This is a genomic window from Amycolatopsis sp. NPDC047767 (assembly GCF_040704195.1).
Lineage (GTDB): Bacteria > Actinomycetota > Actinomycetes > Mycobacteriales > Pseudonocardiaceae > Amycolatopsis.
The window spans coordinates 97,588-121,394 of the sequence record NZ_JBEYSJ010000012.1; the positions used below are offsets into that span (position 1 = coordinate 97,588).

The following is a 23,807-nucleotide window of genomic DNA, read 5'->3' on the forward strand; positions in this document are numbered from 1 at the left end:
GCCCACCGCGGCGTGAAGTATCACGCCACGAATGGGGGTCAGCGGGATTGACCGGCCCCGACCGGCTGCCGTGCGGCCGGCAACCGGCCGACGAGGTGGTCGGCCGCCACCAGCCCGGCCCCCGCCAGAGCGAACGCCGCCACCGGCCCGAGCGGCACCACGCACCACGCGGTGACCACGGCGAACACCAGCGTCCCGGGCAGCGAGCGCAAAGCGGAACGCACCAGGGTTTCGGCGGCGGCGAAGCCGGACCCGCCGTGGGTGGTCGGGGTGAGGATCGCCAGGACGACCGGAGTGCAGGCGAGCACGCCGGCCAGGTGCGGGCCGAGCATCCTCGACAGGACGGCCAGCGCCGTCACGACGGCCGCAGCGGCCGCGACGCGCACGGGCAGCTCCCAGCGTGGAGCCGGGCCGACGACGTCGATCGGCGGCGCCGGCGGCCAGGTCACCAGCCCGGTGAGCACGACGGCGCCGGTCACCGCCGCCGCGACCCACGGCGACCCCACCTCGGCCACCAGCGACAACGCCCCGGCGGCGACGGCCAGCGCCACCGTGGCCGCGACGGCCGGGCGCCGCACCCGGCGGGCGACCCGGCCATAGCCGAGGCAGAAAGCCGCCACCACCAGCTGGCCGGCGATCATCCCGCGCGCCGCGTCGGCCACGGTGGCGGCACCGTCACGCGCCAGGAGGACGAGCAGGAACGGAAAGGTCGTCGTCGGGAAGCCCGCGAGCCGGCCGCCGAGCCGCGGCCCGTAGCGGCGCTGGACGACGGTCACGAGCAGGACGCTGAACACGGGCAACAGGGGCGGTAGCAGGACATCCATGCCCGGAACGGTTCCAGGATGTCCGCCGAAGGTGGCTCGGAAATCACGGGCTGCGTCGGCTATTCACCGAGTTTTCCTTGGCACTTGCCCGACCTCGCCGAGTTCTGCACAATCACGCCTGTGGACGCCATCGACCGCTCACTCGTCCGGCTCCTCGAAGAGGACGGCCGCCGCACCTACAACGAGCTCAGCGCCCAGGTGCGCCTTTCCGCCAACACCGTCGCGGACCGCGTGCGCCGCCTCCGCGCCGCCGGCGTCATCCGCGGCTTCCGCGCCGACCTGGACCCCGCCGCCCTCGGCCGCGGCCTGACCATGGTCAGCGACGTGCGCCTGCGCGAAGACGTCGACCGCACCCACTTCGAACGCGAACTGCACCGAGTCCCGCAGGTCGTGTCCGGCGCCCGCATGACCGGCGAGTACGACTACCAGCTCCGCCTCGCCTGCCTGGACCCCGCGGAGTTCGAAACGGTCGTCGACCGCCTCAAACGCGAACACGGCGTCCGCGAGCTGCGCAGCCGCCTGGTGCTCCACGAACTCGACGTCAGCGCGACCGGCCTGCTCGACCTCGCCTGAGCCGCCCGGCACAGCTTCCGCCGGGCCCACAGCACCTGACCCAGCTCGAACGAACCATGGCCGCGCAGCGGTCCAACGCCTCGGCCGGCGGCTGCAGCCGCCCGACTCGATGTCAGCGCGACCGGCCCGCTGAATCCGCGTGAGCTGTCGGCGCTCAGCCGAACAACGCCAGGGCCCGCTCTACCAACCGCGGCCCGGGACCGGTGACCAGCTCCAGCATCACTGCAGTGCATTGCACGTGGCCCCAGCTCGAACGCGCACCGATCGAACACCTCGGGCCGGCGAATGCACAGCCGCCCGGCTCGACGTCAGCGCGACCGCCCTGCTCGACCCCGCCTAAGCCGGCAGCTCAGCCGAACAGCGCCAGAACCCGCTCGACCAGCCGCGGCCCGTCGACCGGGGCGACGGTCACCCAGTCCTGCCCGCCGCGGCCGGCGGACACGCCGGCGGAGTAGGCGCCCGCGTCGGTGTCGAACCAGGTCAGGCCACCGCGGCGGTCGATGCGGCCGCTGCTGGTGCGGGTGTAGGCGCCGAACTGGCCCGCGGCGAAGACCGGCCGGGCCTGGATCGCGGCGATCTCCTCGGCCTGGCGGGCCGTCGAAGCGGAAGCCGCGGCCGAAGTCGAGTCCCACCCCGAGGCAGGCAGGCTGACGCCGAACCCGGGGCCCGGCGACAGCCGCGGCAGCACCTCGACGAGCGCCGAAACGAGCTCGCCCTCGCGGATTCCGCTGAGTCCCACCGTCCGTTCGGGCTGAACCGCGAGCACCCCGCTGCGGCCGCGCACGGCGGTCACGGCGCGGAACGGCGTGTCGGCAGTCATGTCCACCAGGGCTTCGCACGCGACGTAGCGCGAGCCGCTGTCGAGCAGCCGCAGCCGGTTCTCCAGCTCGGGGGCGAGCCGTCCGTCGAAGAGGCCGCGGCCGGTGAGGCCGCGGTAGACCTCGGCGCGCACGGCCGCGCGTTCGGCCTCGGTCGCGCCGACGCTGGGCACCGCCAGGGGCACCGGAACGGGGCCGAGCCCGAGGTCGTGCCACACCACGTCGAAGGCCGACGCGGAGAGCCGGATCAAGCCGGCCCCGCGCCGAGGGCCGGGGTGTCCGGGAACGCGACGCCCGGCACCAGCCCGTGCAGCGCGGTGTCGCGGGTTCGTACGACGTCGATCGCCTTCTGCCGCGCCGCTTCGGCTTCCGCGCGGCGCGCGTCCATCGCGAACGACAGCCCGGCGAGCTCCAGGACGTTGCCGCTCGCGGCGGCCGAGCGGATCATCGCCGCCGGGTCGAACTCGACCGGCGGCGGCATCTCGGCCCGCGCCCGCGCCGCCACGTCGGCCTGCCCCGCCACGGCGTCACCGACCACAGTGGACACCGCCGCGGACTCCCCCAGCCAGCCGGCCGCCCGCGCGAGCACCGCGCGCATCGCGTCGCCCGCTTCGCCTTCCCACGTCTCCTGGCTGGCCGCCGACAGCGCGGCCAGCGACGCGGTCGAATCCTCGAACTTGCGCGCGAGCTCGGTCCAGCGCGCCCCGGCCTGGCCGGCGGCGACGGGGTCGTTGTCCTGTTCGACCTGCGCGGCCAGCGCTTCGTGGCTGAAGGACTCGTAACGGGCCGTCGGCTCGGGCACGGCTGCGGACACGGCACACCTTCCGGTAAACGGGATCGGGAAAGCTCAGGGCAGCTTCGGCTCCACCAGCCCGGCGACGGTCGTCGCGCGGGAGCACGCAAGCGTGGTGTCGGAGAAGCTCGCGTTGCTCACGTCCACCTGCACGCTCGCGGAGTCGCCGACCCCCAGCAGCATGGCGCACGTGCCGGCCGCGGCCTTCTTGTCCGCCACCTGCAGCGCCTGGTGCGCGCCCACCTTCTTCTTGGTGCGCGTGCCGTGGGAGACGTCGAGGTTGGCGAGCCCGGCGGTCTCGTCGAGCGTGACTGTGACACCGAACGTCGAGGGCACCGTCCAGTCGCACGCGCGCGCCTCGCCGATCGTCTTCGGCTTGCCCAGCTCGGTGAGCCCGGCGCTCGAGCGGTCGCTCGGCGAGAGCAGCGCGCACGGATCCAGATCGGCCAGCGCCGGACGGGCCGAGCTCGACGGCGCGGGTTCCGGTCCGCCGTCGGCCGCGACCGCCTTCGGGGTCACGGGGCGCCCGCACGCGGCGAGCACGAGGAGGGCAGGGACCAGCAGCAGGAGCTTGCGCACGGGCTCAGCCACCGGCACAGTCCACGCCGTCGGCCGCGGCGTCGTCTTCACGCCGGTACTTTTTCAGCGCGCTCTCGATGCGTTCCTTGAGATCTTCGATCTGCTTGCCGAACGCGGTCAGCTGCGCGACCGCCGACCCGTCGCGGCCGAAGCCGTACTGCGCCATGAACGCGCCGACCTCGCCGGCGTACCCGCTGCCCAGCGGCACCGAGCGGCCCAGCACGTTGGCTTCGCGGACCATCTCGCCCACCACGTCCTGCAGCTCGCCGAGCTTCGTGTAGGTGGCCGTCGCCAGCTCCGGCGCCACCGCGAACCGGCCGGAGCCGGATCCCGAGCTCGTCAGGCCCGGCACGTCGGGCAGCGGTGCGGCCCCCACCTCGCTCATGAGCGGTTACGCCTCTCCGTAGTCGAGCGACCTCGGTTTCGGAGCATACGTGAGAGCCCTCCGTCAGCGGGAGCACCCGAAAACGCGGCTCCGTACACCCGAACGGCGGACCGAGGGCATTACCGGAGAGTCATCGGCGGCCGTTCGCGGGGTTCCGGCGCCGAGTTCGCCCGAGTTTGACACACTGGATGGAACGCTGATCGCTGCGCGGACAGCGAGCGACCCGGCGGAGCCGGTGAAAGCCGCACAGGCATGCGCCACCAGGAGGACGAGTGACGTCGAGAATCCAGTCCGCCACCCCTGCCGGACCGCAGGGCGGCGGGGCCGGGCAGCCGCCCTACCCCTCGGCGGATGCCCCGAACGGGCGAGGCAACGGGTACGCCCCGAGAGTGTCCCTCGACGAGCTGCACGACACGGCCCGCCGGATCGCCGCCAACGTCGAACGCGTGCTGGTCGGGAAGCCCGACGTCATCCGGATCGCGCTGGTGACCCTCCTCGCCGAGGGTCACCTGCTCGTGGAGGACGTGCCGGGCGTCGGCAAGACCTCGCTGGCCAAGGCGCTCGCGCGGTCGATCGACTGCACCGTGAGCCGCGTGCAGTTCACCCCCGACCTGCTGCCGAGCGACGTCACCGGCGTGTCGATCTACAACCGCCAGACCGGCGAGTTCGAGTTCCGGCCCGGCCCGGTGTTCGCGAACATCGTGGTGGGCGACGAGATCAACCGCGCCTCGCCGAAGACTCAGTCGGCGCTGCTCGAGTGCATGGAAGAGCACCAGGTCACGGTCGACACGAGCACCTACCTGCTCGGCGCGCCGTTCATGGTGATCGCCACGCAGAACCCGATCGAGATGGAGGGCACCTACGCCCTGCCCGAGGCCCAGCGCGACCGCTTCACCGCGCGGGTGTCGATCGGCTACCCCGACCAGCAGGCCGAGCTGGCCATGGTCGACGAGCACGCAGGCCACAACCCGCTGGCCGAGCTTTCGGCGGTGTCCGACGGCGCGACCGTGCAGCGCCTCATCGAGACCGTGCGCGCGGTGCACATCGCGCCGGAGGTCCGGCGCTACGCCGTGGACCTGGTGTCGGCGACCCGGCAGGTGCCGGAGATCCGGCTGGGCGCCTCCCCGCGCGCGACGCTGCACCTGGTCCGTGCCGCGCGGGCGCAGGCGGCGCTGTCGGGCCGCGAGTACGTGGTGCCGGACGACCTGCACACGGTCGCCGTGCCCGTGCTGGCGCACCGGCTCGTGCTCACCACCGAGGCGCACGCCGCCCGCCGCTCGGCGACCGACGTGGTCCGCGCTGTTCTGCACCGCGTCCCCGTCCCCCAGGGCTCCACCGGCACCCGCTGACCGGCGATCCCCTTACGCGAATCCGAGAACCGCATGCTGCGCGCACTCTCCGGCCTCACCACCCGCGGCCGCTGCCTCCTGGCCGCGGGGATCGCCGCGGCCGTGTGCTCGCTGGTGCTCAACGAGCGTGACCTGCTGCGCGTCGCCATCTTCGTGGTGGCGCTGCCGCTGCTGGTCGCCGCGTTCATCTCGGCGACCCGGCTCCGACTCGGTGCCACGCGGGCGCTGCGGCCGGAGCGCGTGGCCGTCGGCGCGAGCGGCGAAGTGCACCTCGAGCTGTGGCGCAGCGGCCGGCTCCCGGGCGGCGAGGTGCTGCTCGAAGACGGCGTGCCGTACGCGCTGGGCTCGAAGCCGCGGTTCGTGGTCGAGCGGCTGCCGCACGACCGCCGGGTGTTGCTGCGCTACCCGCTGCAGCCGTTGCTGCGCGGGATCCAGCAGGTGGGGCCGCTGCGCGCGACGATCACCGACCCGTTCGGGCTGTGCGAGTTCGAACGCGAGCTGATCGGGCACTCGCGGCTGGTGGTGGTGCCCCGCGTCGTCGGCCTGTGGGGGCTGCCCGGCGGCGCCGGGGTTGGCGCGGGCGACGACGGCACCGTGCGCCTGCACGCCGGGCAGGGTGAGCCCGATGTGATCGTGCGCCACTACCGCACCGGCGACGACATGCGGAAGGTCCACTGGCGCTCCACCGCGCGCCGCGACGAGGTCATGGTGCGCGTCGAGGAACGGCCGTGGCGGGGCGGCACGACCGTGCTGGTCGACCACCGCGCCGCCGCCCACCACGGCACGGGTCCCACGGCGAGCCTCGAGTGGGCGGTGTCGTTCGCCGCTTCCGTGGCGCTGCACCTGCGCCGCTCCGGCCACCGCGTCCGACTGGTCACCGAACACGGCATCACGCTCGCCGACACCCCGGGTGAAGGCGGCGAAGGCTACGACAACGTGGTGCTCGACGCGCTGGCCGGGCTGCAGCCCGCGCACCAGCGCGACGTGACGCTCGGGCACGACCCGGCCGAAGGACAGGAGCTCATCGCGGTGCTCGGCACGGTCAGCGCGGAGTCGGTGCACGAGCTGGCCCGCTACCGCCCGCGCGGCGTCCGCAGCCTCGCGGTGCTGCTGGACACGCCGAGCTGGGCCGGGTCCGGTTCGTCCGACCAACGGGCCGCGGCCACGAAGGACGCCGCCGAGCTGCTGCGCGCGAACGGCTGGGGCGTCGTGGTCGCCGGCCCGCAGACGCCGATGCCGCAGGCGTGGGCCGAGCTGTGCCGCACGGGTGCCCACCGCGGCGCCCTGATCGGCGGTGCGCGATGACCACGACGGCACCCCGTCCGCCCGTTTCCCAGGCTCCCCCACCGATCCCCCACACGCCGACCCCGCAGCCGGCCGCCCAGCCGCCGGTGTGGTCGAGCGGAATCCTGCCGCCCGTCGCCGCCGGCATCGCGACGCTGTGCGCGGCCACGTCGCTGACCGGCGTGGTCTCCGGGTGGGCGTGGTTCGGCTACCTGTTCGTGGCGGTCATCCTGATCGCGTCGACCGGCCTGGCGCTGCGCTCCCTGCGCGCGCCGACGGTGCTCGTCGGTCTGGGCCAGCTCCTGGTGCTGCTGTTCCTGGTCACAGGCGCGTTCACCACGCAAGGCATCCTCAAGATCATCCCCGGCCCCACGGCGTTCGGCGAGCTGCAGGCGACGCTCGCGGCGTCGGCCGAGCAGATCCGCACCGGGCTGCCGCCGGTCGAGGGCACGCAGCCGATCCTGTGCCTGGTGACGATCGCGATCGGGCTGGTCGCGGTGCTCGTCGACACGCTCGCGGTGGCCGCCGCGGCGCCGGCGGCGACTGGTCTGGTCCTGCTGTGCGTGTACGCGGTGCCGGCGGCGCTGTCCGACGAAATGCTGCCGTGGTGGACGTTCCTGCTCGGTGCGGCCGCGTTCGCGTGCCTGCTCGCCCTCGACGGCAACCACCGGCACCGGCGCTGGCGCAACCGTGAGGCGCCGGGGTCGGGCGGGCGCGCGCGAGTGATGCAGGCGCCCGTGGCCGTGGTCAGCGCGGCGATCGTGCTCGGTCTGCTCGGCGGCGGGATCACGTGGGTGGGCACCGTCGGGAAGATCCCGTTCGGCGCCGGCTCCGGAGCGGGCGGCGACGGCAGCGGCGGGTTCGGCGTCGCGCCGTTCACGCAGCTGCGCGGCCTGCTCGACCAGGGTCAGAACACCGAGCTGTTCCAGGTCCGCGGCCTCGGCAACGACCGCCGGTACCTGCGGGCGTTCACGCTCGACACGTACACACCGAACCAGGGCTGGGGCCTGCGCGGCGGCGGCCAGGCGCAGACGGGCGTGCTCGCCAACAGCACCCTGCCCGCCGCGCCCGGCGACGACGGCACCGGCGTGTCGCGGCAGATCCAGATCCAGCCCACGCAGTGGGTGGACAACTGGCTGCCCGTCTACGGTGCGCCGCGCGCGCTGCGCGGGCTTTCGCCGCAGTGGCTCTACGACCGGGTCAGTGGCGCCGTGTTCACCACGAAGAGCGAGTCCGCGCCGACGTACACCGAGGTCGCGTCGCTGAAGGAACCGACGGCCGCCGAGCTGCGGGCGGCCGACCCGAAGTCCGACGAGGTCCCGGCGTTCTACTCGCAGATCGGCCGCGTGGACCCGCGGGTGGTCGCGAAGACGAACCAGCTCATCGCCGGCAAGACCGACAACTTCGACAAGGCCACCGCGCTGTGGCAGTTCTTCAGCGCGCAGAACGGTTTCGTGTACGACACGAAGACCGCGGACGCCACCGACGCCGACGCGCTGGCCGACTTCATCCTCAACGGCAAGCGCGGCTACTGCGAGCAGTACGCGTCGGCGATGGCCGTGATGCTGCGCGTCGCCCACATCCCCGCGCGGGTGGCCATCGGCTTCACGCCGGGCGTGCCGAAGGGCGACTACCAGTCGATCAGCTCGCAGGACGCGCACGCGTGGGTCGAGGCGTACTTCGGCGACAAGGGCTGGGTCAGCTTCGACCCGACGCCGCTCGCCGACGGCCGCGGCATCGTCCCGTCGTACCTGCAGCAGAAGAACTCCAACGCCCAGCAGCCCGACGCCACCGACGACCTGCCCACCGCGCCGCACTCCAGCGCCCCGACGGCGGACTCGCCGCTCGACAAGGGCCAGAACGAGGCCACCCCGGCCACCACGGCCACGCCCGAATCGCACGACGGCTGGCTCGCGATCCTCGCCGCCGTGCTCGCGGTCCTGGGCGCCGCGGCGGTGGTCACGGCGTACGTCCTGCGGCGGCGGCCGCCAGCCCCGGGTGCGGCGACTCCGGATCTGCCGCCCGGGGCCGTACCCGACGGCGACGTCCTCGTCCACGCGCCCGCTCCCCCGGCCGCGCGGACCAGCCAGGCCGCCCTGTGGCTGCCGCTGGCGGGCGGCGTGCTCCTCGTTGCGGCGCTGGGATTCCTGGCCGGCCTCGTGGCTTGGTGGTTCGCCGTGATCGTCGTGCTGCTCCTGGTCGGGCTCGGCGGCCCGGCCGCGCTGCGCGACTTCGCCCGCCGCCGGCGGCTCCAGGCGATCGTCACCCACGCCCCCGGCTCCGCCGACGCGGCGTGGCGCGAGCTCAAGGCCGAGTGCGCCGACCGTGGCCTGCCCCTGGCCGACAGCGACACGGTCCGCGTGGCCGGCCAGAAGATCGCCGAGCGCCACCACCTCGACGACTCCGGCCGCGACAGCCTGCGCACGGTGATCGGCGCCGTCGAGCGCACCTGGTACAGCGGCGCGACCACGGCTGATCCGGAGCTGGCCCCGGCCTTCGACCGCCTCCGCCACAGCCTGCGCACCACGGCCCCGCTGTCCTTGCGCGGGCGGCTGTTCCCGAAGTCGATCCTGCGGCGCCGCTCCTGACCCACGTGGTTCCCCGGCCCCGGCTCGCTCTGGCGACCGGGGCCGGCGCTTGTCCTGGGTGGGTCGGCCGGGGCCGGACGAACCGGGCCGCAGCACGCGCGGCGGGGCCCGAAGAGAATCACGATCGAGGCAGCCGGGACCGAAGAGTCACGATCGGGCGGGCCTGGGCAACGGCCGCGCCGGGCTGCGAAGGGGCGACCGGACCTGAGCACACGAGAATCCGCGCTCCACCCCTACCGGGTGAAGCGCGGATCCCACGATGTGACCGAAGGGAGCTACTGCTCCTCGAAGCGCTGGCGGAAGCGCTCTTCCATGCGTTGCGTGAACGAGCTCTTGCCGCCCGATCCCTTGCCACCGCCGCCGCGGCCGGAGTCTTTGCCGCCTCCGCCGCTGTCGCCGTGGCGTATCGACGTGACCGCCATCATGACCCCGAAGAACATCACGAGGAACCCCAGCACGCTGATCAACGGGATGTCGGCGACCCGCAGGACGGGCACCACCACGCCGAGCACCAGGAGCGCTACCCCCACCACGAACAGCGCGATCCCTTGGATGCGCCGTCGACGGGCGGGGCGGCGCAACCGGGTGCCACGCACCGTGGATGCGAACTTGGGGTCCTCGGCATAGAGCTCGCGCTCGATCTGATCGAGCAGCCGCTGCTCATGCTCGGAGAGTGGCATCTTTCCTCCTCCGGCACAGCTGTCGCGGGCGCCGGGCCGCGCAACGTTCTGGACCCAACTGCCGGCCCCAGGCGGGGCGGCACTGTCCAGGATACGAGCCCCGCGCGCGTCCGACTACCCGATCCCGCATCCAGAAGGGATCGAATTGGGGGAAATCACGACTGACGTGGGTTGACAGTGGGTCACGACGGCCCGGTGACGGTACAACGGACGACACAATGGGCGACACAGCTCACGTCTCCCGGGGCGTCAGCAACGACGCCGGGCGCACTGCGGCCGACCCGAATTTCGACCGCGCCACGTCGGCCGCCACTTCCGCGTCGCGCCAGCGCGGCTCGGCGGAGGCGAACTGGAGCTGCTCACCGCCCTCGCCCGTGTCCAGGCCCTCCACGCGCACGCCGATCAGCCGCACGGCCCCGGTGGGCGCGTGCTCGGCCAGCAGCTCGACGGCGGTCCGGTGGATGTCGCGCGCGACGTCCGTCGCCGTGTACAGCGTGCGCGCCCGGGTGATCGTGGTGAAGTCGGCGAAGCGGACCTTGATCGACACCGTGCGCCCGCGCAGCCCGCGGGCCCGCAGGGTCGCGCCGACCCGTTCGGACAGCCGCAGCAGCTCGAGCCCGAGCTCGGCGCGGCTGTGCAGGTCGATCTCGAACGTCCGCTCCGCCCCGATCGACTTCTCCGCCGTCTCGGGGACCACGGCTCGGTCGTCGTGCCCGTTGGCGAGCGCCCACAGGTGGTCGCCCATCGCGTTGCCCAGCGATCGCCGCAACCGCGCGGGCGGCGCCGCGGCCACGTCGGCGATCGTGTGCAGCGCCTGCCCCCGCAGCTGCTCCTCCGTGCGCTTCCCCACGCCCCACAGCGCCGAGACCGGCAACGGGTGCAGGAACGCCAGCGTCTCGGCCGCCGGCACCACGACCATCCCGTCGGGCTTCGCCATCCCCGACGCGAGCTTCGCGACGAACTTGACCTTCGCCACGCCCACCGAGCACGTGATCCCGTGCTCCGCCTCCACGCGCGAACGGATCCGCGCGCCCAGCTGCGCGGGCGTGGCCCCCAGCCGCCGCAGCGCCCCCCTCACGTCCAGGAAGGCCTCGTCGAGGCTCAGCGGCTCCACGAGCGGTGTGAGCTCGCGGAAGATGTCCATCACCTGCCGCGAGACCTCGCCGTAGAGCCCCGAGGTGGGGGTGATGCAGATCAGGTGCGGACACAGCCGTTTCGCCGTGGAGAACGGCATCGCGGAGTGCACGCCGTACTTGCGCGCCGGGTAGTTCGCCGCGGACACCACCGACCGCGGCCCGCCGCCGGACACGACGACGGGTTTGTCCACCAGCTCGGGCCGCGTCCGCAGCTCGCACGACACGAAGAACGCGTCCATGTCCACGTGCAGGATCCCGCAGCCGGTGTCGTCCGGCAGCGTCCCGGCACCCGTGGTGACGCGGTAGCGGGCCATGCCGCTGGGCAGTTCGGCGTTTCTGCTCCCCACGGGGACCGACGCTACCGGGGACCCCCGACAATTCCGGGCAAGCCCGGCTCAGCGCCGCAGGAGCGCAGGTTCAGACCTGCGCGGGCCGCGCCATCGCGTGCAGCCGCCCGGCCACGTCGCGCAACGCCGGCACCGTGGCCGCCGCCAGCTCGAAGTCCGCCAGCTCGTCCTCACGCACCTCGCCGGGCACGACGTCGGCGATCACGCGGTCGCCCTGCAGCAGCGTCACCTCGAGGCCCGCGGCCACCAGCAGCTCGGTCAGGCCGGCGCTGTCGAAGCGGCGCAGCACGGTGTCGCGCCCGCCGGGCACCACGCCGTCGGCGCCGTCGAGCAGCCGCTGGGCCTCGGCGATCCGGCCGGCCAGCGCGCGGTGCAGCACGGCCGCGTTGCGGTTGGCCACGAGCACGGACAGCGCCCCGCCGGGGGCGACGGCCGCGGCCAGCGCGGCGAGTGCCACCGCCGGGTCGTCGACGACCTCCAGCAGGCCGTGGGCGAGCACGAGATCGGCCGAGCCGGCCTCGACGTGGGCGCCGAGGGCGTCGGAGTCGTCCGCGATCACCGTGATCCGGTGCGAGACACCCTCCTCCTCAGCCCGGCGCCGCAGCGTCGCCAGAGCGTTGGGATTGGGCTCGACCACCGTCACGAGGCAGCCCGCCGAAGCGAACGGCACCGCCCAGCCGCCACTGCCGCCGCCGACGTCGACGACGGAGGGCTGCTCCACGCCACGGGCGCGGGCAGCCCGCAGCTCCGCTTCGAGCGCCCGGCGAACGGCGCCCGAACCTCGGGCGGCCACGGTGTCCGTCTTCATAGTCGGACAGGGTAGTGCCCGCCCACCGGTCACCCGCCGTCACCCGGGCCTGCCCGGAAGAGGTGTTCGGCACCTTCCTCGCGACCCGGCCCACCCGCGGCCCGTAGGCTGTGCCGAGTGCACACGGTCGCCGTTCTCAGCCTCAAGGGTGGCGTCGGTAAAACGACGGTCGCGCTCGGTATCGCGTCGGCCGCTCTGCGTAGGGGTACCCGCACACTCGTGGCCGACCTCGACCCGCAGGGCAACGCCACGACCTCGCTCGACCCGCCGTACACCGACGCGACGCTCGCCGACGTCCTCGAGACCCCCGCGCGGGCCGTCCTCGAACGCGCGATCGCGCCCAGCGTGTGGAGCGACGAGGTCGACGTGCTGGTCGGCGCCGAGGAGCTGGAGCTGCTCAACGAGCCCGACTCCGACGGCCGGCGCCTGGAGAACCTCTCGCGTGCCCTCGACGAGCTGCACCAGAACCCGTTGCGCGAAGAGCCGTACGAGCTCGTGGTCATCGACTGCCCGCCGTCACTCGGCCGGCTGACGAAGTCGGCGCTGGTGGCGGCCGACAGCGCACTGATCGTCACCGAACCCACGATGTACGCCGTGGCGGGCGCCCAGCGCGCGCTGGAGGCCATCGAGCGCATCCGCGAGGAGAGCAACCCGGGCCTGCGCCCGATCGGCGTGCTGGTCAACAAGCTGCGCGTGCGCTCCTACGAGCACCAGTTCCGCGTCGCCGAGCTGCGCGAGAACTTCGGCTCGCTGGTGATGCCCACGGCGATCCCCGACCGGCTGGCCGTGCAGCAGGCGCAGGGCGCGTGCAGCCCGATCCACGAGTGGCACTCCCCCGGCGCCCAGGAGATCGCGCTGACGTTCAACATGGTGCTGGCGAAGATCCTGCGGTCCAACCGCGCCGGGCGCCACCGCGTGCGCGGCGACGAGGACGAGGCCCTTGAGACCGCCGAGACCACCGCCGAATCGCCGGCGACCGTGTCCGACGCCGCGGGCTGAGCCGTGCCCGAGGGCGACACCGTCTTCCTGGCCGGCAAGCTGCTCGACAAGGCGCTGGCCGGGAAGACGCTGGTACGCGGGGAGTTCCGCCACCCCGCACTGGCCACTGTGGACCTTTCCGGCCGTGACGTGCTCGGGGTCGGCACGGTCGGCAAGCACCTGTTCACGCGCTTCTCCGGCGACCTCACGCTCCACAGCCACCTGCGCATGGACGGCAGCTGGGACATCTACCCCGCCGGCGGCCGCTGGCGCACCCCCGCCCACCACGCGCGGGTGATCCTGGCGACCGCCGACGTGCAGGCGATCGGTTTCCGTCTCCACGACCTGAAACTCGTGCCCACGGCAGGGGAACACGACCTCGTCGCACACCTCGGTCCCGACCTGCTCGATCCACAGTGGAGCGACGAGCACGCGGACCGGGCCGCGACCGCGCTGGCCGCGCAGCCGGATCGGGAACTGGGTGACGCGCTGCTCGACCAGCGCGTGCTGGCCGGTGTCGGCAACCTGTACAAGGTCGAGATCTGCCACCTGCTCAGGGTGTCGCCGTGGACGCCGGTGTCCGAAGTGGACACCCGGAAGGCCGTGGCACTGGCCCGGAAGCTGCTGGTGGCCAACGCGTGGCGCCACGAGCAGGTGACCACCGGCGACCTCGCGCGCGGCCGGCGCAACTGGGTCTACGAGCGCACGCGCCAGGGCTGTTTCCGCTGCGGCGGCCGGGTCGAAGTCCACGACCAGGGCGAAGGCGTCTACCGGCGGCCCACGTGGTTCTGCCCGCGCTGCCAGCCCGGTCCGCACCCGGTGGACTGAACCGCCGAGGGCTGGGCGACGGCGTGCCCGCGGGCCCCGGTTCGGCGCCCCCTGTTCGCGTCGGGCGAACGGATTCGGACATCCCAGGCAGGCAACCGTGAGTTCGCCCAAATGATGTTGCCGCGCACCGGCATTCGCGGTTAGCGTGGTCTTACACGAGAGAGGAGGTGGTCCTAAGTTGTATTCTCACAGGACTCGTGAGGTGGCTGTCCGCTAGCGGATGGCACGCGTAGGGACTTTGAGCAGCGATACAACCTGAGCCACCTTCGGCTCATCGCCTGCTTCGCGTGTTTGCCTGATAGCGAATACCAGGCAGTCACCGGGCTCCCGGGGCTTTCGAGCACCGGTCCGGCTTGGACTCGGACGTTTGACGGCGTCCGAGAGGCGCCCCGGGAGCACCCCTTCATATACGAGATCTCGCCGTCGGGCCCCGCTGGGCGACCGTCCGGCGATCGATCCCCCTTTTTCGCCGATCAATCGGCCCGGGCAGATACCCCGAACGGCCGTATGTGGCTAGCCTGAACGGCATGCTGAGGCCCGATTACCCGATCACGACGGAACGGTTGCTCCTGCGCCCGTTCACGCTCGCGGACCTCGACGCGCTGAACTCCTTCCAGTCCCGGGCCGACGTCGCCCGCTACCTCTACTGGGGACCACGCAGCCGGGCCGAATCCGCCGCCGCGCTCGCGAAGCGCGTGCACAGCTCCACGCTGACGCAGGAGGGCCAGTTCCTCGCCGTCGCGGTGGAGCTCGCCGAAACCGGGCAGCTGATCGGCGACCTCAACCTCGAGTACCTCAGCTCCGAGCACCGCCAGGGCGAGATCGGGTTCGTCTTCCACCCCGACCACCACGGCCGCGGCCTCGCGCTGGAGGCGACGAAAGAGCTGCTGCGTCTCGGGTTCGAAGATCTGGGCCTGCACCGCATCGTCGGGCGCTGCGACGGGCGCAACAGCGCGTCGAGCGCGTTGATGGAACGCCTCGGGATGCGCAAGGAAGCACACCTGAAGGAGAACGAGATCGTCAAGGGCGAGTGGACCGACGAACTGGTCTACGCGATGCTCGAAGACGAGTGGAAGGAAACCGTCGCCGGCTGAGCGGCGCCCGCGCACGGCGACCGGCGCCACAAGCGGCCCGGGTTCCGAAGGCCGCCGCGGAGCCGATGAGGCAGCATGGGCGCGTGCTCTTCGAGAAGATCGCCCGCCCCGGGCTGTACCGGCTGGCCTACCACGACCCCGAGCTGGTGCACGAGCGCACCGTGCGGCTGCTGAGCCGCGTGGGACCCGCGCTCGGGCCGCTCGCGCGGATCTACGGCATCGACGACCCCGTCACCGTGCTGGGGCTGCGCTTCCCGAACCGCGTCGGGCTGGCCGCGGGCATGGACAAGAACGGCCGCGCGCTCACGGCGTGGCCGGCGCTGGGGTTCGGGTTCGTCGAGGTCGGCACCGTCACGCGGCACGCGCAGCCGGGCAACCCGAAGCCGCGGCTGTTCAGCCTCCCCGAGAGCGACGCCGTGATCAACCGGATGGGCTTCAACAACGACGGCGCCGAAGCCCTCGCCCGCCGCCTCGCCGCGCAGGGCAAACCCCGCGTGCCGCTCGGGATCAGCATCGGCAAGTCCAAAGTCACGCCCCTCGACGAGGCCGTGGCCGACTACCGCTTCTCGCTGCGCGCGCTGCACCCGTACGCCGACTACTTCGCCGTCAACGTCAGCTCGCCCAACACCCCCGGGCTGCGCGCGCTGCAGGACAAGGCCGCGCTGGGCGAGCTGCTCGCCGAGCTGCGCCGCACGTCGAGCGAACTCGGCGGCAGCACGCCGCTGCTGGTGAAGGTCGCGCCGGACCTCACCGACTCCGCGCTGGCGGAACTCCTGGAGGTCTGCCTCGACCACGGCGTGGCGGGTCTGATCGCCACCAACACCACCCTCTCGCGCGACGGCATCGCCCCGGCCGAAGCCCACCTCGCCACCGAGACCGGCGGCCTCTCCGGCCGCCCCCTCACCGCCCGCGCGCTCGACGTCGTCCGCTTCGTCCACGACCACACGGACGGCAAGCTCCCCATCATCGGCGTCGGCGGCATCCTCGGCCCCGACGACGCCCACCGCCTCCTCGACGCGGGCGCCAGCCTCGTGCAGCTCTACACCGGCTTCGCCCTCCACGGCCCGGCGCTGGTGCGCCGCGTCAGCCGGGGAATCGCGGGCCGGCCGGCCTGACCGGTCCGAAATCGGCGCGCTCTTAGCCGGAGCCCACAGGCCCGGCGGACCGACGACGCCCGCCGCCGTCGGTCTGTCCGTGCAACTTCGCTTTGCACGGGTGCGATCCCGTGCAGTCTCGTCAGCTGACGGAGCGGGCGCCGGCCGTGCTGATGAAGCGCAGGTAGCCGCGCCAGGAGGCGTAGCGGTCGAGGGTTTGGGCGCCGCCGGTGGCGGATGGGGGGCAGAGCACCGCGAGGGGCGTGGTGCCGTCCTCGAGTTCGACGTGGCCGAGGACGAAGGGTTCCGGCAGTGCGGCGGCGAACCGGCCGAACGCGGCCGGCGAGAGGCGCCAGAGTTCGCCGTCGAGGGTGGCGCTGCCGGGGATCACGCCGGGCTGCGGCGGGTCGGTGTCGAGCAGGACCATGCGGTAGCGCTCGGCGGTCTGGACCGGGGTGACGAACCGGGCGCCCCGCAGCTGGTCGTGCAGGGGCTGGCCACGCAGGTGCGCGCCGAACACGACCAGGTCGACGCCTTCGGCCGGGTAGGGCTCGCGAGCCTGCTCCCCGGTGAGGATCGCGGCGAGGTCGAGCGCGATCTGGTCCTCGAACGCCCGCACGGCGATCGTGACGCCGAACGGCCGCTGGTCCCCCGGCGCGACCGGCACGGTCACGGCGGCGAGGTCGAGCACGTTCACGCACGCGCTGTACGTCCCCAGCCGCGCGCTCACCCCGAGCGGGTCGGCCAGCGCCTCGTCGAGGTCCGGGTGGTCGGGCACAGTGGGCAGCAGCAACGCGTCGCACTCGCCGAGCGCTTCGCGGGCCGCCGCGCGCAGCCGGGCGACCTGGCCCTGCACCTCGGCGAGCTCGTGGGCCAGATGCGTGCCGGCCGCGGCGACGATGCCGGTGACCGTCGGATCCGCACCCACAGGCTTTCCGGCGAGGACGTCTCCGGCCGACGCGTAGCGCTCGGCCACCAGCGCGCTGCCGTAGAGCAGTTGCCCCGCTTCGAAGAACACCCCGAGTTCGATCGGCTCGATCACCGCCCCGGACGCCTCCAGCGAAGACACCGCCACGCCGAACGCGCGCCGGGCCGGTCCGGACAACGCGGCGAGCCCGGCGTCGTCGGGGACGGCGACGCGGGGCCGCTCCCCCGCGCCGAGCCGGACGTCCGCGGGCCACTGGCGCACGGACGCGTCCTGGCCGTCCGGGCCGGTCAGCACGGCGAGGGCGCGCTGGCCGAGCGTGAGGCTGCTCGCGAACACCGAAACGCAGTCGAACGACGGCGACGCCGGGAAAACGCCGGTCTTCGGCACGAGCCCGAGCGTCGGCTTGAGGCCGACGACCGCGTTCAGCGCCGCGGGCACCCGCCCGGAGCCGGCGGTGTCAGTGCCGAGTGCGAGATCGGCGATCCCGAGCGCGACGGCCACGGCAGAACCGCTGCTGGACCCACCCGCGACCTTCTGGGGGTCGCCGGCCGAAGCCACCGCGCCGTACGGGCTGCGCGTGCCGGCCAGCCCGGAGGCGAACTGGTCGAGGTTCGTCTTGCCCAGCACCACGGCACCCGCGCCGGTGAGCCGCGTGACCGCCGTGGCGCTGGTCACGGGCACGCGCGAAAAACCCGGGCACCCCGCGGTGGTGGGCAGCCCGGCGACGTCGACGACGTCCGTGACCGCGAGGACGGTCCCGGCCAGCGGGAGGTTCTCGCCGGCGCGGACGCGCTCGTCGACGGCCTTCGCGTCGACCAGCACTTCTTCCAATGTGCGGAGGCTGATCCAGAGTTCGGGCCGGTCGACCTGGGCGAGGCGTTCGAACGCGGCCACCACCCGCTGGTGCGAGCTGGGCGGCGGGACGGGCACGGGTTCCGGTTCGGGCGGGAGCGTGGTCACGGGGGGTCCTTTCCTCGACGGAACGGATGAGTCCACTGTGTACGTCCGGCGCCACGGAACCTCAGGCCACGGCGCCGATCCTGGCGGATGCCACCACTGACTTCATGAGAAAAACGTTAAACCGCACGCGTTTCCGTAACCAGCTGTTTCGGATTACGCCATTGTTTCGGTATTCGGGGAGACTCACCCACCGTCGGCGCGAAGTGACGACCACTAGGCCGACCGGAAACCGAAACTGCGCCATCCGGCTCGTTCCGGTGCCGTACACAGCACCCGGTCACCGCACGGGAATCCGCACGCGCGGGAAAATCACCCGCGGAAAAATCCGCCGGCCGGCGTGGCGAACCGCTAGGACAGGTCCCGCAACGCCAGCGCGAGCCCCGCGAGGTGGTCGGTCGCGTCGGTCAGCGCCTGCTTGGACGTGCCCATGCCGTCGCTGCTGGCCGCGACCGCGCGTCCCGCCGCGGCAACGAGGCTGCCGAAGCCCTCGATGCCGTCGTCCAGCTGTTCGCGCAGCTTCGCCACGGCCGCGTCCAGCGCACCGCGCTCGCGTTCGGGAGCGGAGTTGCGGCCGCGTTCGATGGCCTGGATGCGGGCGGCCAGCCCCCGCAGGGCGCGGGCCGCTTCCTGGGCCGTGGCCCGGGCGTCGGCCACGGAGACCTCGGGGACGGCGGTGGTGCCCAGCGAGGTGGGCACGGACAGCTGCCGCAGCAGCTCACCGAGGGAGGCTTCGGACTCCGCCAGGCGCTCCATCGGTTCGCGCGCGGCCGAGGCGGCCGGGGGCAGCGGCGGCGGGGCCGCGCTGCTCGCCGCCGGCAGTTCGAGTTTCTTCAGCTCACGCAGCTTCAGGCCGGTCCGCACGCTGAACGTGCCGAACACGACCGTGCCGAAGCCCGCGAGCACGGTCTGGGCCACGTCGGTGCCGCCGGCGCCCATCAGGCCCGTGCCGGCGAGCACCGTCAGGACGCCGAGGAAAATCGTGATGAGCAGCCACAGCGTCAGCACCCGTGAGGTGCGGGTGATGCGGCGCCGGTGCTTGGCCGCGGGTTCGTTCCACCGCTGCCACTTCGCACGCGCCTCGGCGACGGCCGGGACCTGCCCGGCCACCTGCGCGAACGCGGTGGGCACGGTGGTCCGGCGCACCACGGGCGGCGCGGGACGCTTCGGCGGAGACGGCCTCGCGGCGGGCTTCCCGCCGGCCTCGTCGGCCGGCGGGAAGTACCGCTGCAGCTTCTCCTGGGCACGCTGGGCGTACTCCGGCAGCTTTTCGATGTGCTTCTCGAGCTTGGCGTTGAACTCGTTGAAGTCCCGCCGTCCACCGCTGCCGGCCATGCCCTACCCCCGGGAGTCGTCCTCGCGCCCGGCGGTCAGGCCGGGTTCTTGCCCTGTTCGGCCTGCACGCGGGCCTGGATCTCACGCTGGATGTCCGCGGTGCCCGCCGTGCCGGCCGACTTCGCGGCGCCGCCACCGTCGGTGACCTGCGCGACGGAGTCACCGCGCATCGACGCGCGGATCTGCTCCAGACGCGAGTGGCCCGCCATCTGCGTGGCGGACTCCTGCACCTCGAGCATGCGGCCCTGCACCGAGTTCTGCGCCAGCTCGGCCTGGCCCAGCGCGGTGGTGTAGCGCTTCTCGATCTTGTCGCGGACCTCTTCCAGCGACGGCGTGTTGCCCGGCGCGGCCAGCTGGCTCATCTGGTTCAGCGAAGCGGAGACCTGCTCCTGCATCTTCGCCTGCTCCAGCTGCGAGAGCAGCTTGGTACGCTCGGCCAGCTTCTGCTGCAGCATCGTGGCGTTGCGCTCCACGGCCTTCTTGGCCTGGGCCGCGGCCTGCAGCGACTGGTCGTGCAGCGTCTTGAGGTCTTCGATGCTCTGCTCGGCCGTGACGAGCTGCGCGGCGAAGCTCTCCGCCGCCGTCTCGAACTCGGTCGCCTTCTGCTCGTCGCCCTTGCCGCGGGCCTCGTCGGCGAGCACCAGGGCCTGCCGGGTCGACGCCTGCAGCTTCTCGACCTCGCCGAGCTGCCGGTTGAGCTTCATCTCCAGCTGGCGCTGGTTGCCGATCACGGAGGCGGCCTGCTGCGTCAGCGCCTGGTGGTTGCGCTGTGCCTCCTCGATGGCCTGCTGGATCTGCACCTTCGGGTCGGCGTGCTCGTCGATTTTCGACGAGAACGACGCCATGAGGTACTTCCAGAACTTCACGAACGGGTTGGCCATCTCCTCCGCCTGCCTTCTTGCGTCCCACGGGCCCTGAGTTGTCTCGAGGTGGGGCGTCGCTCCCCTAGTTCACAACGTCCCGACCCCGGCGTTGGGTTCCATCGTGTCAGGTCAGCCCCTGCCGTTCCAGGCGACCCCGGGGGAATTCAGGGACGACCCTGATCGATCCTGTGAATACGCGTACGGCCCCGGGGTCACTACCCGGGGCCGTACGCGTACGAAGCGTTTCTCCGCGTGTTCCTAAGCCGCGATCGTGGACGCGAGCTTCGGCGCGCCGATCGTGGTCCGCAGCTGGGTACTCATCCGCGGACCGGGCGAAAGCCGCAGGTCGGACAAGTCGTCGCCGACCAGCTCGCCCACCAGGCGGCCGCCTTCGAACCCGCTCGCCGACGCGGTGGCTTCCCGCTCCGCCGGCACGGTCTCCCGCGGGGCGCCGTCGACCACACGCTCGTCGACCGGGGCCACTTCCACCGACTCGAGGGCCGACACATCGGCCGCGACCTTGTGGAGCAGCTCGCCGAGCGGAAGGTCCAGGGCGTCGCAGATGGACGCCAGCAGCTCGCTGGAGGCCTCCTTCTGACCGCGCTCGACCTCGGACAGGTAACCGAGGCTCACCCTGGCGGCGCGGGAGATGTCACGCAGCGTTCGACGCTGGTTGGTGCGGGCATGACGGAGCCGATCACCGATCGCCTCACGCAACAGCACGGTCATCACGCGCCTCCCTTCCCGAACTGGTGCCTCCTACGTTACCCAGAGCGGTGCCCCGAGCGCAGGACTTGACACGTACGTCCGCCAAGGGCGAACGCCGCTTTCAGTGTAGATGTTCCCCGAGCAGGGAAAACGCCGAGCGCACCGAAGCGGTCCTGATCATGTCCCGGTCACCGGTCTCCACCAGGGTACGGACGATCCGTGTCGAAGGCCCGCTGAGCCCGATATGCACGGTGCCCGGCGGCACTCCGTCCTGGGCGGTCGGGCCCGCGACTCCGGTCAGCCCCAGGCCCCACGTGGCCCCGCAGCGCTCCCGCGCGCCGTCGGCCAGCTGCGCCGCCACCTCGGGGTTCACGGCGCCGTGCTCGGCCAGCAGCTTCTCGTCGACGCCCGCCAGCACGGCCTTCAGCTCCGTGGCGTAGACGACGAGCCCGCCGCGCAGCACCACGCTCGCGCCCGGGATGCGGGCGACGGTGGCGCACACCAGCCCGGCGGTCAGCGACTCGGCCGTGGCCACGGTCTCCCCGCGCCGGGTCAGGACGGCCACCAGCTCCGCGGCCGCCGCGTCGAGCTCCGCCATCAAGCGCCCGTCGCCCGGCGGCCGGCCGCGCGCAGGCGGATCGCGCGGACCAGGTAGTCGACGCCGGTGACCACGGTGAGCAGCACGGCGAGCCCCATCAGCACCCAGCGCACCGGGTCGGCCCCGGCCGGCAGCGGCAGCAGGTACACGACGATCGCCAGGATCTGCGTCATCGTCTTCGCCTTGCCGCCGCGGCTCGCAGGGATCACACCGTGACGAATCACCCAGAAGCGCAGAAGTGTGACACCTATCTCCCGGACCGCGATCACGATCGTGACCCACCACGGCAGCTCGCCCAGCACGCTGAGGCCGACGAGCGCGGCGCCGATGAGCGCCTTGTCCGCGATGGGGTCGGCGATCTTGCCGAAGTCGGTGATCAGGCCGTACTTGCGGGCGACCCAGCCGTCGACCTGGTCGGTGGCCGAGGCGATGACGAACAGGCCGGTGGCGATCGCGCGCCACGTGGTGTCCACGCCGTCGCCGGCGAAGAGCGCGAGGACGAACAGCGGCACGAGCACCAGCCGCGAGAGCGTGAGCAGGTTCGCGACGTTCAGCGTCGGGACGGGCGTCGGTTCGGGTACGGCTGGCTCGGGCATGCGGGCGGCCCCCGTTTCAGCAGGCACCTCGTGGGTCTGGGGGGTCGCGCCCGGGGACGACACCTTCGCGGCGCGGGTCATGCCCTCGCCGGCGTCGCTGGGTGCGGCACTCACCGGTCCGCGTCCAGCACCGGGCGGACGATCAGGTCGACCCCGGCGGAGTCGACGACCTCGCAGCGCACCAGATCGCCCACCTCGACGGCGGCGCGGTCCGGGTCTTCGAGGATCACGCACTCGCCGTCGACCTCGGGCGCCTGGTGGGCGGCGCGGCCGACGGCGTCGTCGCCGTCCTCGGCCGCCTGCTCCACCAGGACGTCCACGAACGTGCCGATGCGATCCTCGGCCCGCTGGGCGGTGAGCTCCTCGACCAGTGCCGAGATCCGGGTGACGCGCTCGGTGACCACGGCGGGGTCGAGCTTGCCGTCGAAGGTCTCGGCCTCCGTGCCGTCCTCGTCGGAGTAGCCGAACACGCCCACGGCGTCGAGGCGCGCGCCGGTGAGGAAGCGTTCGAGCTCCGCGAGGTCGTCCTCGGTCTCGCCGGGGAACCCGACGATCACGTTGGTGCGGATCCCGGCCTCCGGCGCGTACTCGCGGATCTGCTCGGTGAGCGCGAGGAACGAGTCGGTGGACCCGAACCGGCGCATCCGGCGCAGCACCTGCTCGCTCGAGTGCTGGAAGGACAGGTCGAAGTAGTCGGCGACGCCCGGCGTGGTCGCGATGGCCTTGACCAGCTGCGGCCGCGTCTCGGCGGGCTGCAGGTAGGACACGCGCACGCGGTCGATGCCGTCGATTTCGGCCAGGCGCGGCAGCAGCAGCTCGAGGGCGCGCGTGCCGTCGCGGCCGAAGTCCTTGCCGTAGGAGGTGGAGTTCTCGCTGACGAGGAACAGCTCCTTCACGCCGTTCTCGGCGAGCCACTGCGCCTCGGCGACGATCTCCTCCGGCTGACGCGAGACGAACGAGCCGCGGAACGACGGGATGGCGCAGAACGAGCAGCGCCGGTCGCAGCCGGACGCGATCTTCAGCGCGGCCACGGGCGAGTCGTCGAGCCGGGTGCGCAGCACGCGGGGGCCCCAGCCGTGCTGGGCGTGCCCGGGAACCTCCACGGCTTCCGCGGCGGCGGGCCGCTGCACCGGGCTGATCGGCAGCAGCTTGCGCCGGTCCGACGGGGTGTGCGACGCGACCGTGCGGCCCGCCACGACGTCGTCGAGGCGGTCGGACAGCTCGGCGTAGTGGTCGAACCCGAGCACTGCGTCGGCTTCGGGCAGGCTCTCGGCCAGCTCCGTGCCGTAGCGCTCGGCCATGCACCCGACGGCCACGACCTTGCGGCCGGTGTCGGACGCGGCCAGCAGCGTGTCGACCGAGTCCTTCTTCGCCGACTCCACGAAGCCGCACGTGTTGACCACGACCACGTCGGAGTCCTCGGGGTCCGCCGCCAGCTCCCAGCCTCCGGCCGCGAGCCGTCCGGCCAGCTCCTCGGAGTCGACCTCATTGCGGGCGCAGCCCAGGGTCACGAGGGAGACACGACGGCTGCGGGCTGGCTCAGTGGTGGGAGAAGGCACGACGTTCAGGGTAGCCGCCGCACCCGCGCCGGTCGGCGACGGCGTCACCCAGTGCGGTGGCCCGGCCCCGCCGGTGGGCGGGCTTTCCCGCTCCCCCACCGGCGG

General features: G+C 72.8%; 23 protein-coding genes. 8 read left to right on the top strand and 15 right to left on the bottom strand.

The genetic code is table 11. The annotated features are described in order from the left end of the window. Window positions 1-38: 38 nt before the first annotated feature. Window positions 39-824, bottom strand: a complete 786-nt coding sequence (locus AB0878_RS22385) for a hypothetical protein (protein WP_366582180.1) — start codon at window positions 822-824, stop codon at window positions 39-41. An 18-nt stretch (window positions 825-842) separates the two neighbouring features. On the opposite strand from AB0878_RS22385, the gene AB0878_RS22390 reads away from it, so the two are divergent. Then, entirely contained in the window at window positions 843-1,397 is a 555-nt protein-coding gene (locus tag AB0878_RS22390) for an Lrp/AsnC family transcriptional regulator (protein WP_366582181.1), read from the top strand. 349 nt (window positions 1,398-1,746) lie between these two features. On the opposite strand, the gene AB0878_RS22395 is transcribed toward AB0878_RS22390, so the two are convergent. From AB0878_RS22395 to AB0878_RS22410, 4 genes are read right to left on the bottom strand one after another with little or no spacing between them, the layout of a single operon-like run. Beyond that, window positions 1,747-2,466: an ESX secretion-associated protein EspG gene (locus tag AB0878_RS22395; protein WP_366582182.1), complete on the bottom strand. Its 720-nt coding sequence runs from the start codon at window positions 2,464-2,466 to the stop codon at window positions 1,747-1,749. Further along, complete coding sequence (locus AB0878_RS22400; protein ID WP_366582183.1) at window positions 2,463-3,029, bottom strand: PPE domain-containing protein; 567 nt, start codon at window positions 3,027-3,029, stop codon at window positions 2,463-2,465. Before AB0878_RS22400 ends, AB0878_RS22395 begins: the two co-directional genes overlap by 4 nt. A 33-nt stretch (window positions 3,030-3,062) precedes the next feature. Then, window positions 3,063-3,605 carry a DUF3558 family protein gene (locus tag AB0878_RS22405; protein ID WP_366582325.1) on the bottom strand — a complete coding sequence of 181 codons (543 nt, stop codon included), beginning with the start codon at window positions 3,603-3,605 and terminating at the stop codon, window positions 3,063-3,065. Beyond that, window positions 3,592-3,972 (bottom strand): hypothetical protein, encoded by a 381-nt coding sequence (locus tag AB0878_RS22410; protein ID WP_366582184.1) that lies wholly within the window; start codon window positions 3,970-3,972, stop codon window positions 3,592-3,594. The genes AB0878_RS22405 and AB0878_RS22410 overlap by 14 nt, the downstream gene beginning before the upstream one ends. 389 nt (window positions 3,973-4,361) lie before the next feature. On the opposite strand from AB0878_RS22410, the gene AB0878_RS22415 reads away from it, so the two are divergent. Genes AB0878_RS22415 through AB0878_RS22425 form a run of 3 tightly spaced genes read left to right on the top strand, consistent with a single transcriptional unit; the run spans window position 4,362 to window position 9,193 of the window. Further along, window positions 4,362-5,321 carry a MoxR family ATPase gene (locus AB0878_RS22415; protein WP_366582185.1) on the top strand — a complete coding sequence of 320 codons (960 nt, stop codon included), beginning with the start codon at window positions 4,362-4,364 and terminating at the stop codon, window positions 5,319-5,321. A 33-nt stretch (window positions 5,322-5,354) separates the two neighbouring features. Then, a complete protein-coding gene (locus AB0878_RS22420) occupies window positions 5,355-6,626 on the top strand; it encodes a DUF58 domain-containing protein (RefSeq protein ID WP_366582186.1) in 1,272 nt (423 codons plus the stop codon). Further along, window positions 6,623-9,193 (top strand): DUF3488 and transglutaminase-like domain-containing protein, encoded by a 2,571-nt coding sequence (locus tag AB0878_RS22425; protein ID WP_366582187.1) that lies wholly within the window; start codon window positions 6,623-6,625, stop codon window positions 9,191-9,193. The genes AB0878_RS22420 and AB0878_RS22425 overlap by 4 nt, the downstream gene beginning before the upstream one ends. Window positions 9,194-9,468: 275 nt before the next feature. On the opposite strand, the gene AB0878_RS22430 is transcribed toward AB0878_RS22425, so the two are convergent. The 3 genes from AB0878_RS22430 to AB0878_RS22440 all read right to left on the bottom strand — a co-directional run bounded on the left by AB0878_RS22430 (window position 9,469) and on the right by AB0878_RS22440 (window position 12,164). Further along, the gene (locus tag AB0878_RS22430; RefSeq protein ID WP_366582188.1) at window positions 9,469-9,873 is read right to left on the bottom strand and encodes a DUF3040 domain-containing protein; all 405 of its coding nucleotides are present in this window, start codon (window positions 9,871-9,873) and stop codon (window positions 9,469-9,471) included. A gap of 232 nt (window positions 9,874-10,105) precedes the next feature. After that, entirely contained in the window at window positions 10,106-11,323 is a 1,218-nt protein-coding gene (locus AB0878_RS22435) for a DNA polymerase IV (RefSeq protein WP_366582326.1), read from the bottom strand. A gap of 103 nt (window positions 11,324-11,426) precedes the next feature. Next, window positions 11,427-12,164, bottom strand: a complete 738-nt coding sequence (locus tag AB0878_RS22440) for a methyltransferase domain-containing protein (RefSeq protein WP_366582189.1) — start codon at window positions 12,162-12,164, stop codon at window positions 11,427-11,429. A 117-nt stretch (window positions 12,165-12,281) separates the two neighbouring features. Here AB0878_RS22440 and AB0878_RS22445 point away from each other — a divergent pair, with 117 nt between their 5' ends. From AB0878_RS22445 to AB0878_RS22460, 4 genes are all read left to right on the top strand, one after another. Further along, window positions 12,282-13,163 (top strand): ParA family protein, encoded by an 882-nt coding sequence (locus tag AB0878_RS22445; protein WP_366582190.1) that lies wholly within the window; start codon window positions 12,282-12,284, stop codon window positions 13,161-13,163. 3 nt (window positions 13,164-13,166) lie between these two features. Then, window positions 13,167-13,970, top strand: coding sequence for a DNA-formamidopyrimidine glycosylase family protein (locus AB0878_RS22450; RefSeq protein ID WP_366582191.1), 804 nt, complete (start codon window positions 13,167-13,169; stop codon window positions 13,968-13,970). A 527-nt stretch (window positions 13,971-14,497) separates the two neighbouring features. Continuing rightward, window positions 14,498-15,064, top strand: a complete 567-nt coding sequence (locus tag AB0878_RS22455; protein WP_366582192.1) for a GNAT family protein — start codon at window positions 14,498-14,500, stop codon at window positions 15,062-15,064. 83 nt (window positions 15,065-15,147) lie between these two features. Beyond that, entirely contained in the window at window positions 15,148-16,179 is a 1,032-nt protein-coding gene (locus AB0878_RS22460) for a quinone-dependent dihydroorotate dehydrogenase (RefSeq protein ID WP_366582193.1), read from the top strand. 121 nt (window positions 16,180-16,300) lie between these two features. Here AB0878_RS22460 and atzF read toward each other — a convergent pair whose 3' ends face one another. From atzF to rimO, 7 genes are all read right to left on the bottom strand, one after another. Beyond that, a complete protein-coding gene (atzF, locus tag AB0878_RS22465; protein WP_366582194.1) occupies window positions 16,301-18,046 on the bottom strand; it encodes an allophanate hydrolase in 1,746 nt (581 codons plus the stop codon). Between the two features lie 348 nt (window positions 18,047-18,394). Beyond that, window positions 18,395-19,378 (bottom strand): hypothetical protein, encoded by a 984-nt coding sequence (locus AB0878_RS22470; RefSeq protein ID WP_366582195.1) that lies wholly within the window; start codon window positions 19,376-19,378, stop codon window positions 18,395-18,397. A 35-nt stretch (window positions 19,379-19,413) separates the two neighbouring features. Continuing rightward, on the bottom strand, window positions 19,414-20,259 hold the full coding sequence (locus tag AB0878_RS22475) for a PspA/IM30 family protein (protein WP_360602562.1): 846 nt from the start codon (window positions 20,257-20,259) through the stop codon (window positions 19,414-19,416). Between the two features lie 240 nt (window positions 20,260-20,499). Next, window positions 20,500-20,970 (bottom strand): helix-turn-helix transcriptional regulator, encoded by a 471-nt coding sequence (locus AB0878_RS22480; RefSeq protein WP_366582196.1) that lies wholly within the window; start codon window positions 20,968-20,970, stop codon window positions 20,500-20,502. A gap of 100 nt (window positions 20,971-21,070) precedes the next feature. Next, the gene (locus AB0878_RS22485) at window positions 21,071-21,547 is read right to left on the bottom strand and encodes a CinA family protein (RefSeq protein WP_366582197.1); all 477 of its coding nucleotides are present in this window, start codon (window positions 21,545-21,547) and stop codon (window positions 21,071-21,073) included. After that, entirely contained in the window at window positions 21,547-22,143 is a 597-nt protein-coding gene (gene pgsA / locus AB0878_RS22490; RefSeq protein WP_366582327.1) for a CDP-diacylglycerol--glycerol-3-phosphate 3-phosphatidyltransferase, read from the bottom strand. Before pgsA ends, AB0878_RS22485 begins: the two co-directional genes overlap by 1 nt. Before the next feature lie 110 nt (window positions 22,144-22,253). Beyond that, on the bottom strand, window positions 22,254-23,702 hold the full coding sequence (gene rimO, locus AB0878_RS22495) for a 30S ribosomal protein S12 methylthiotransferase RimO (RefSeq protein ID WP_366582198.1): 1,449 nt from the start codon (window positions 23,700-23,702) through the stop codon (window positions 22,254-22,256). Between the last annotated feature and the right edge of the window lie 105 nt (window positions 23,703-23,807).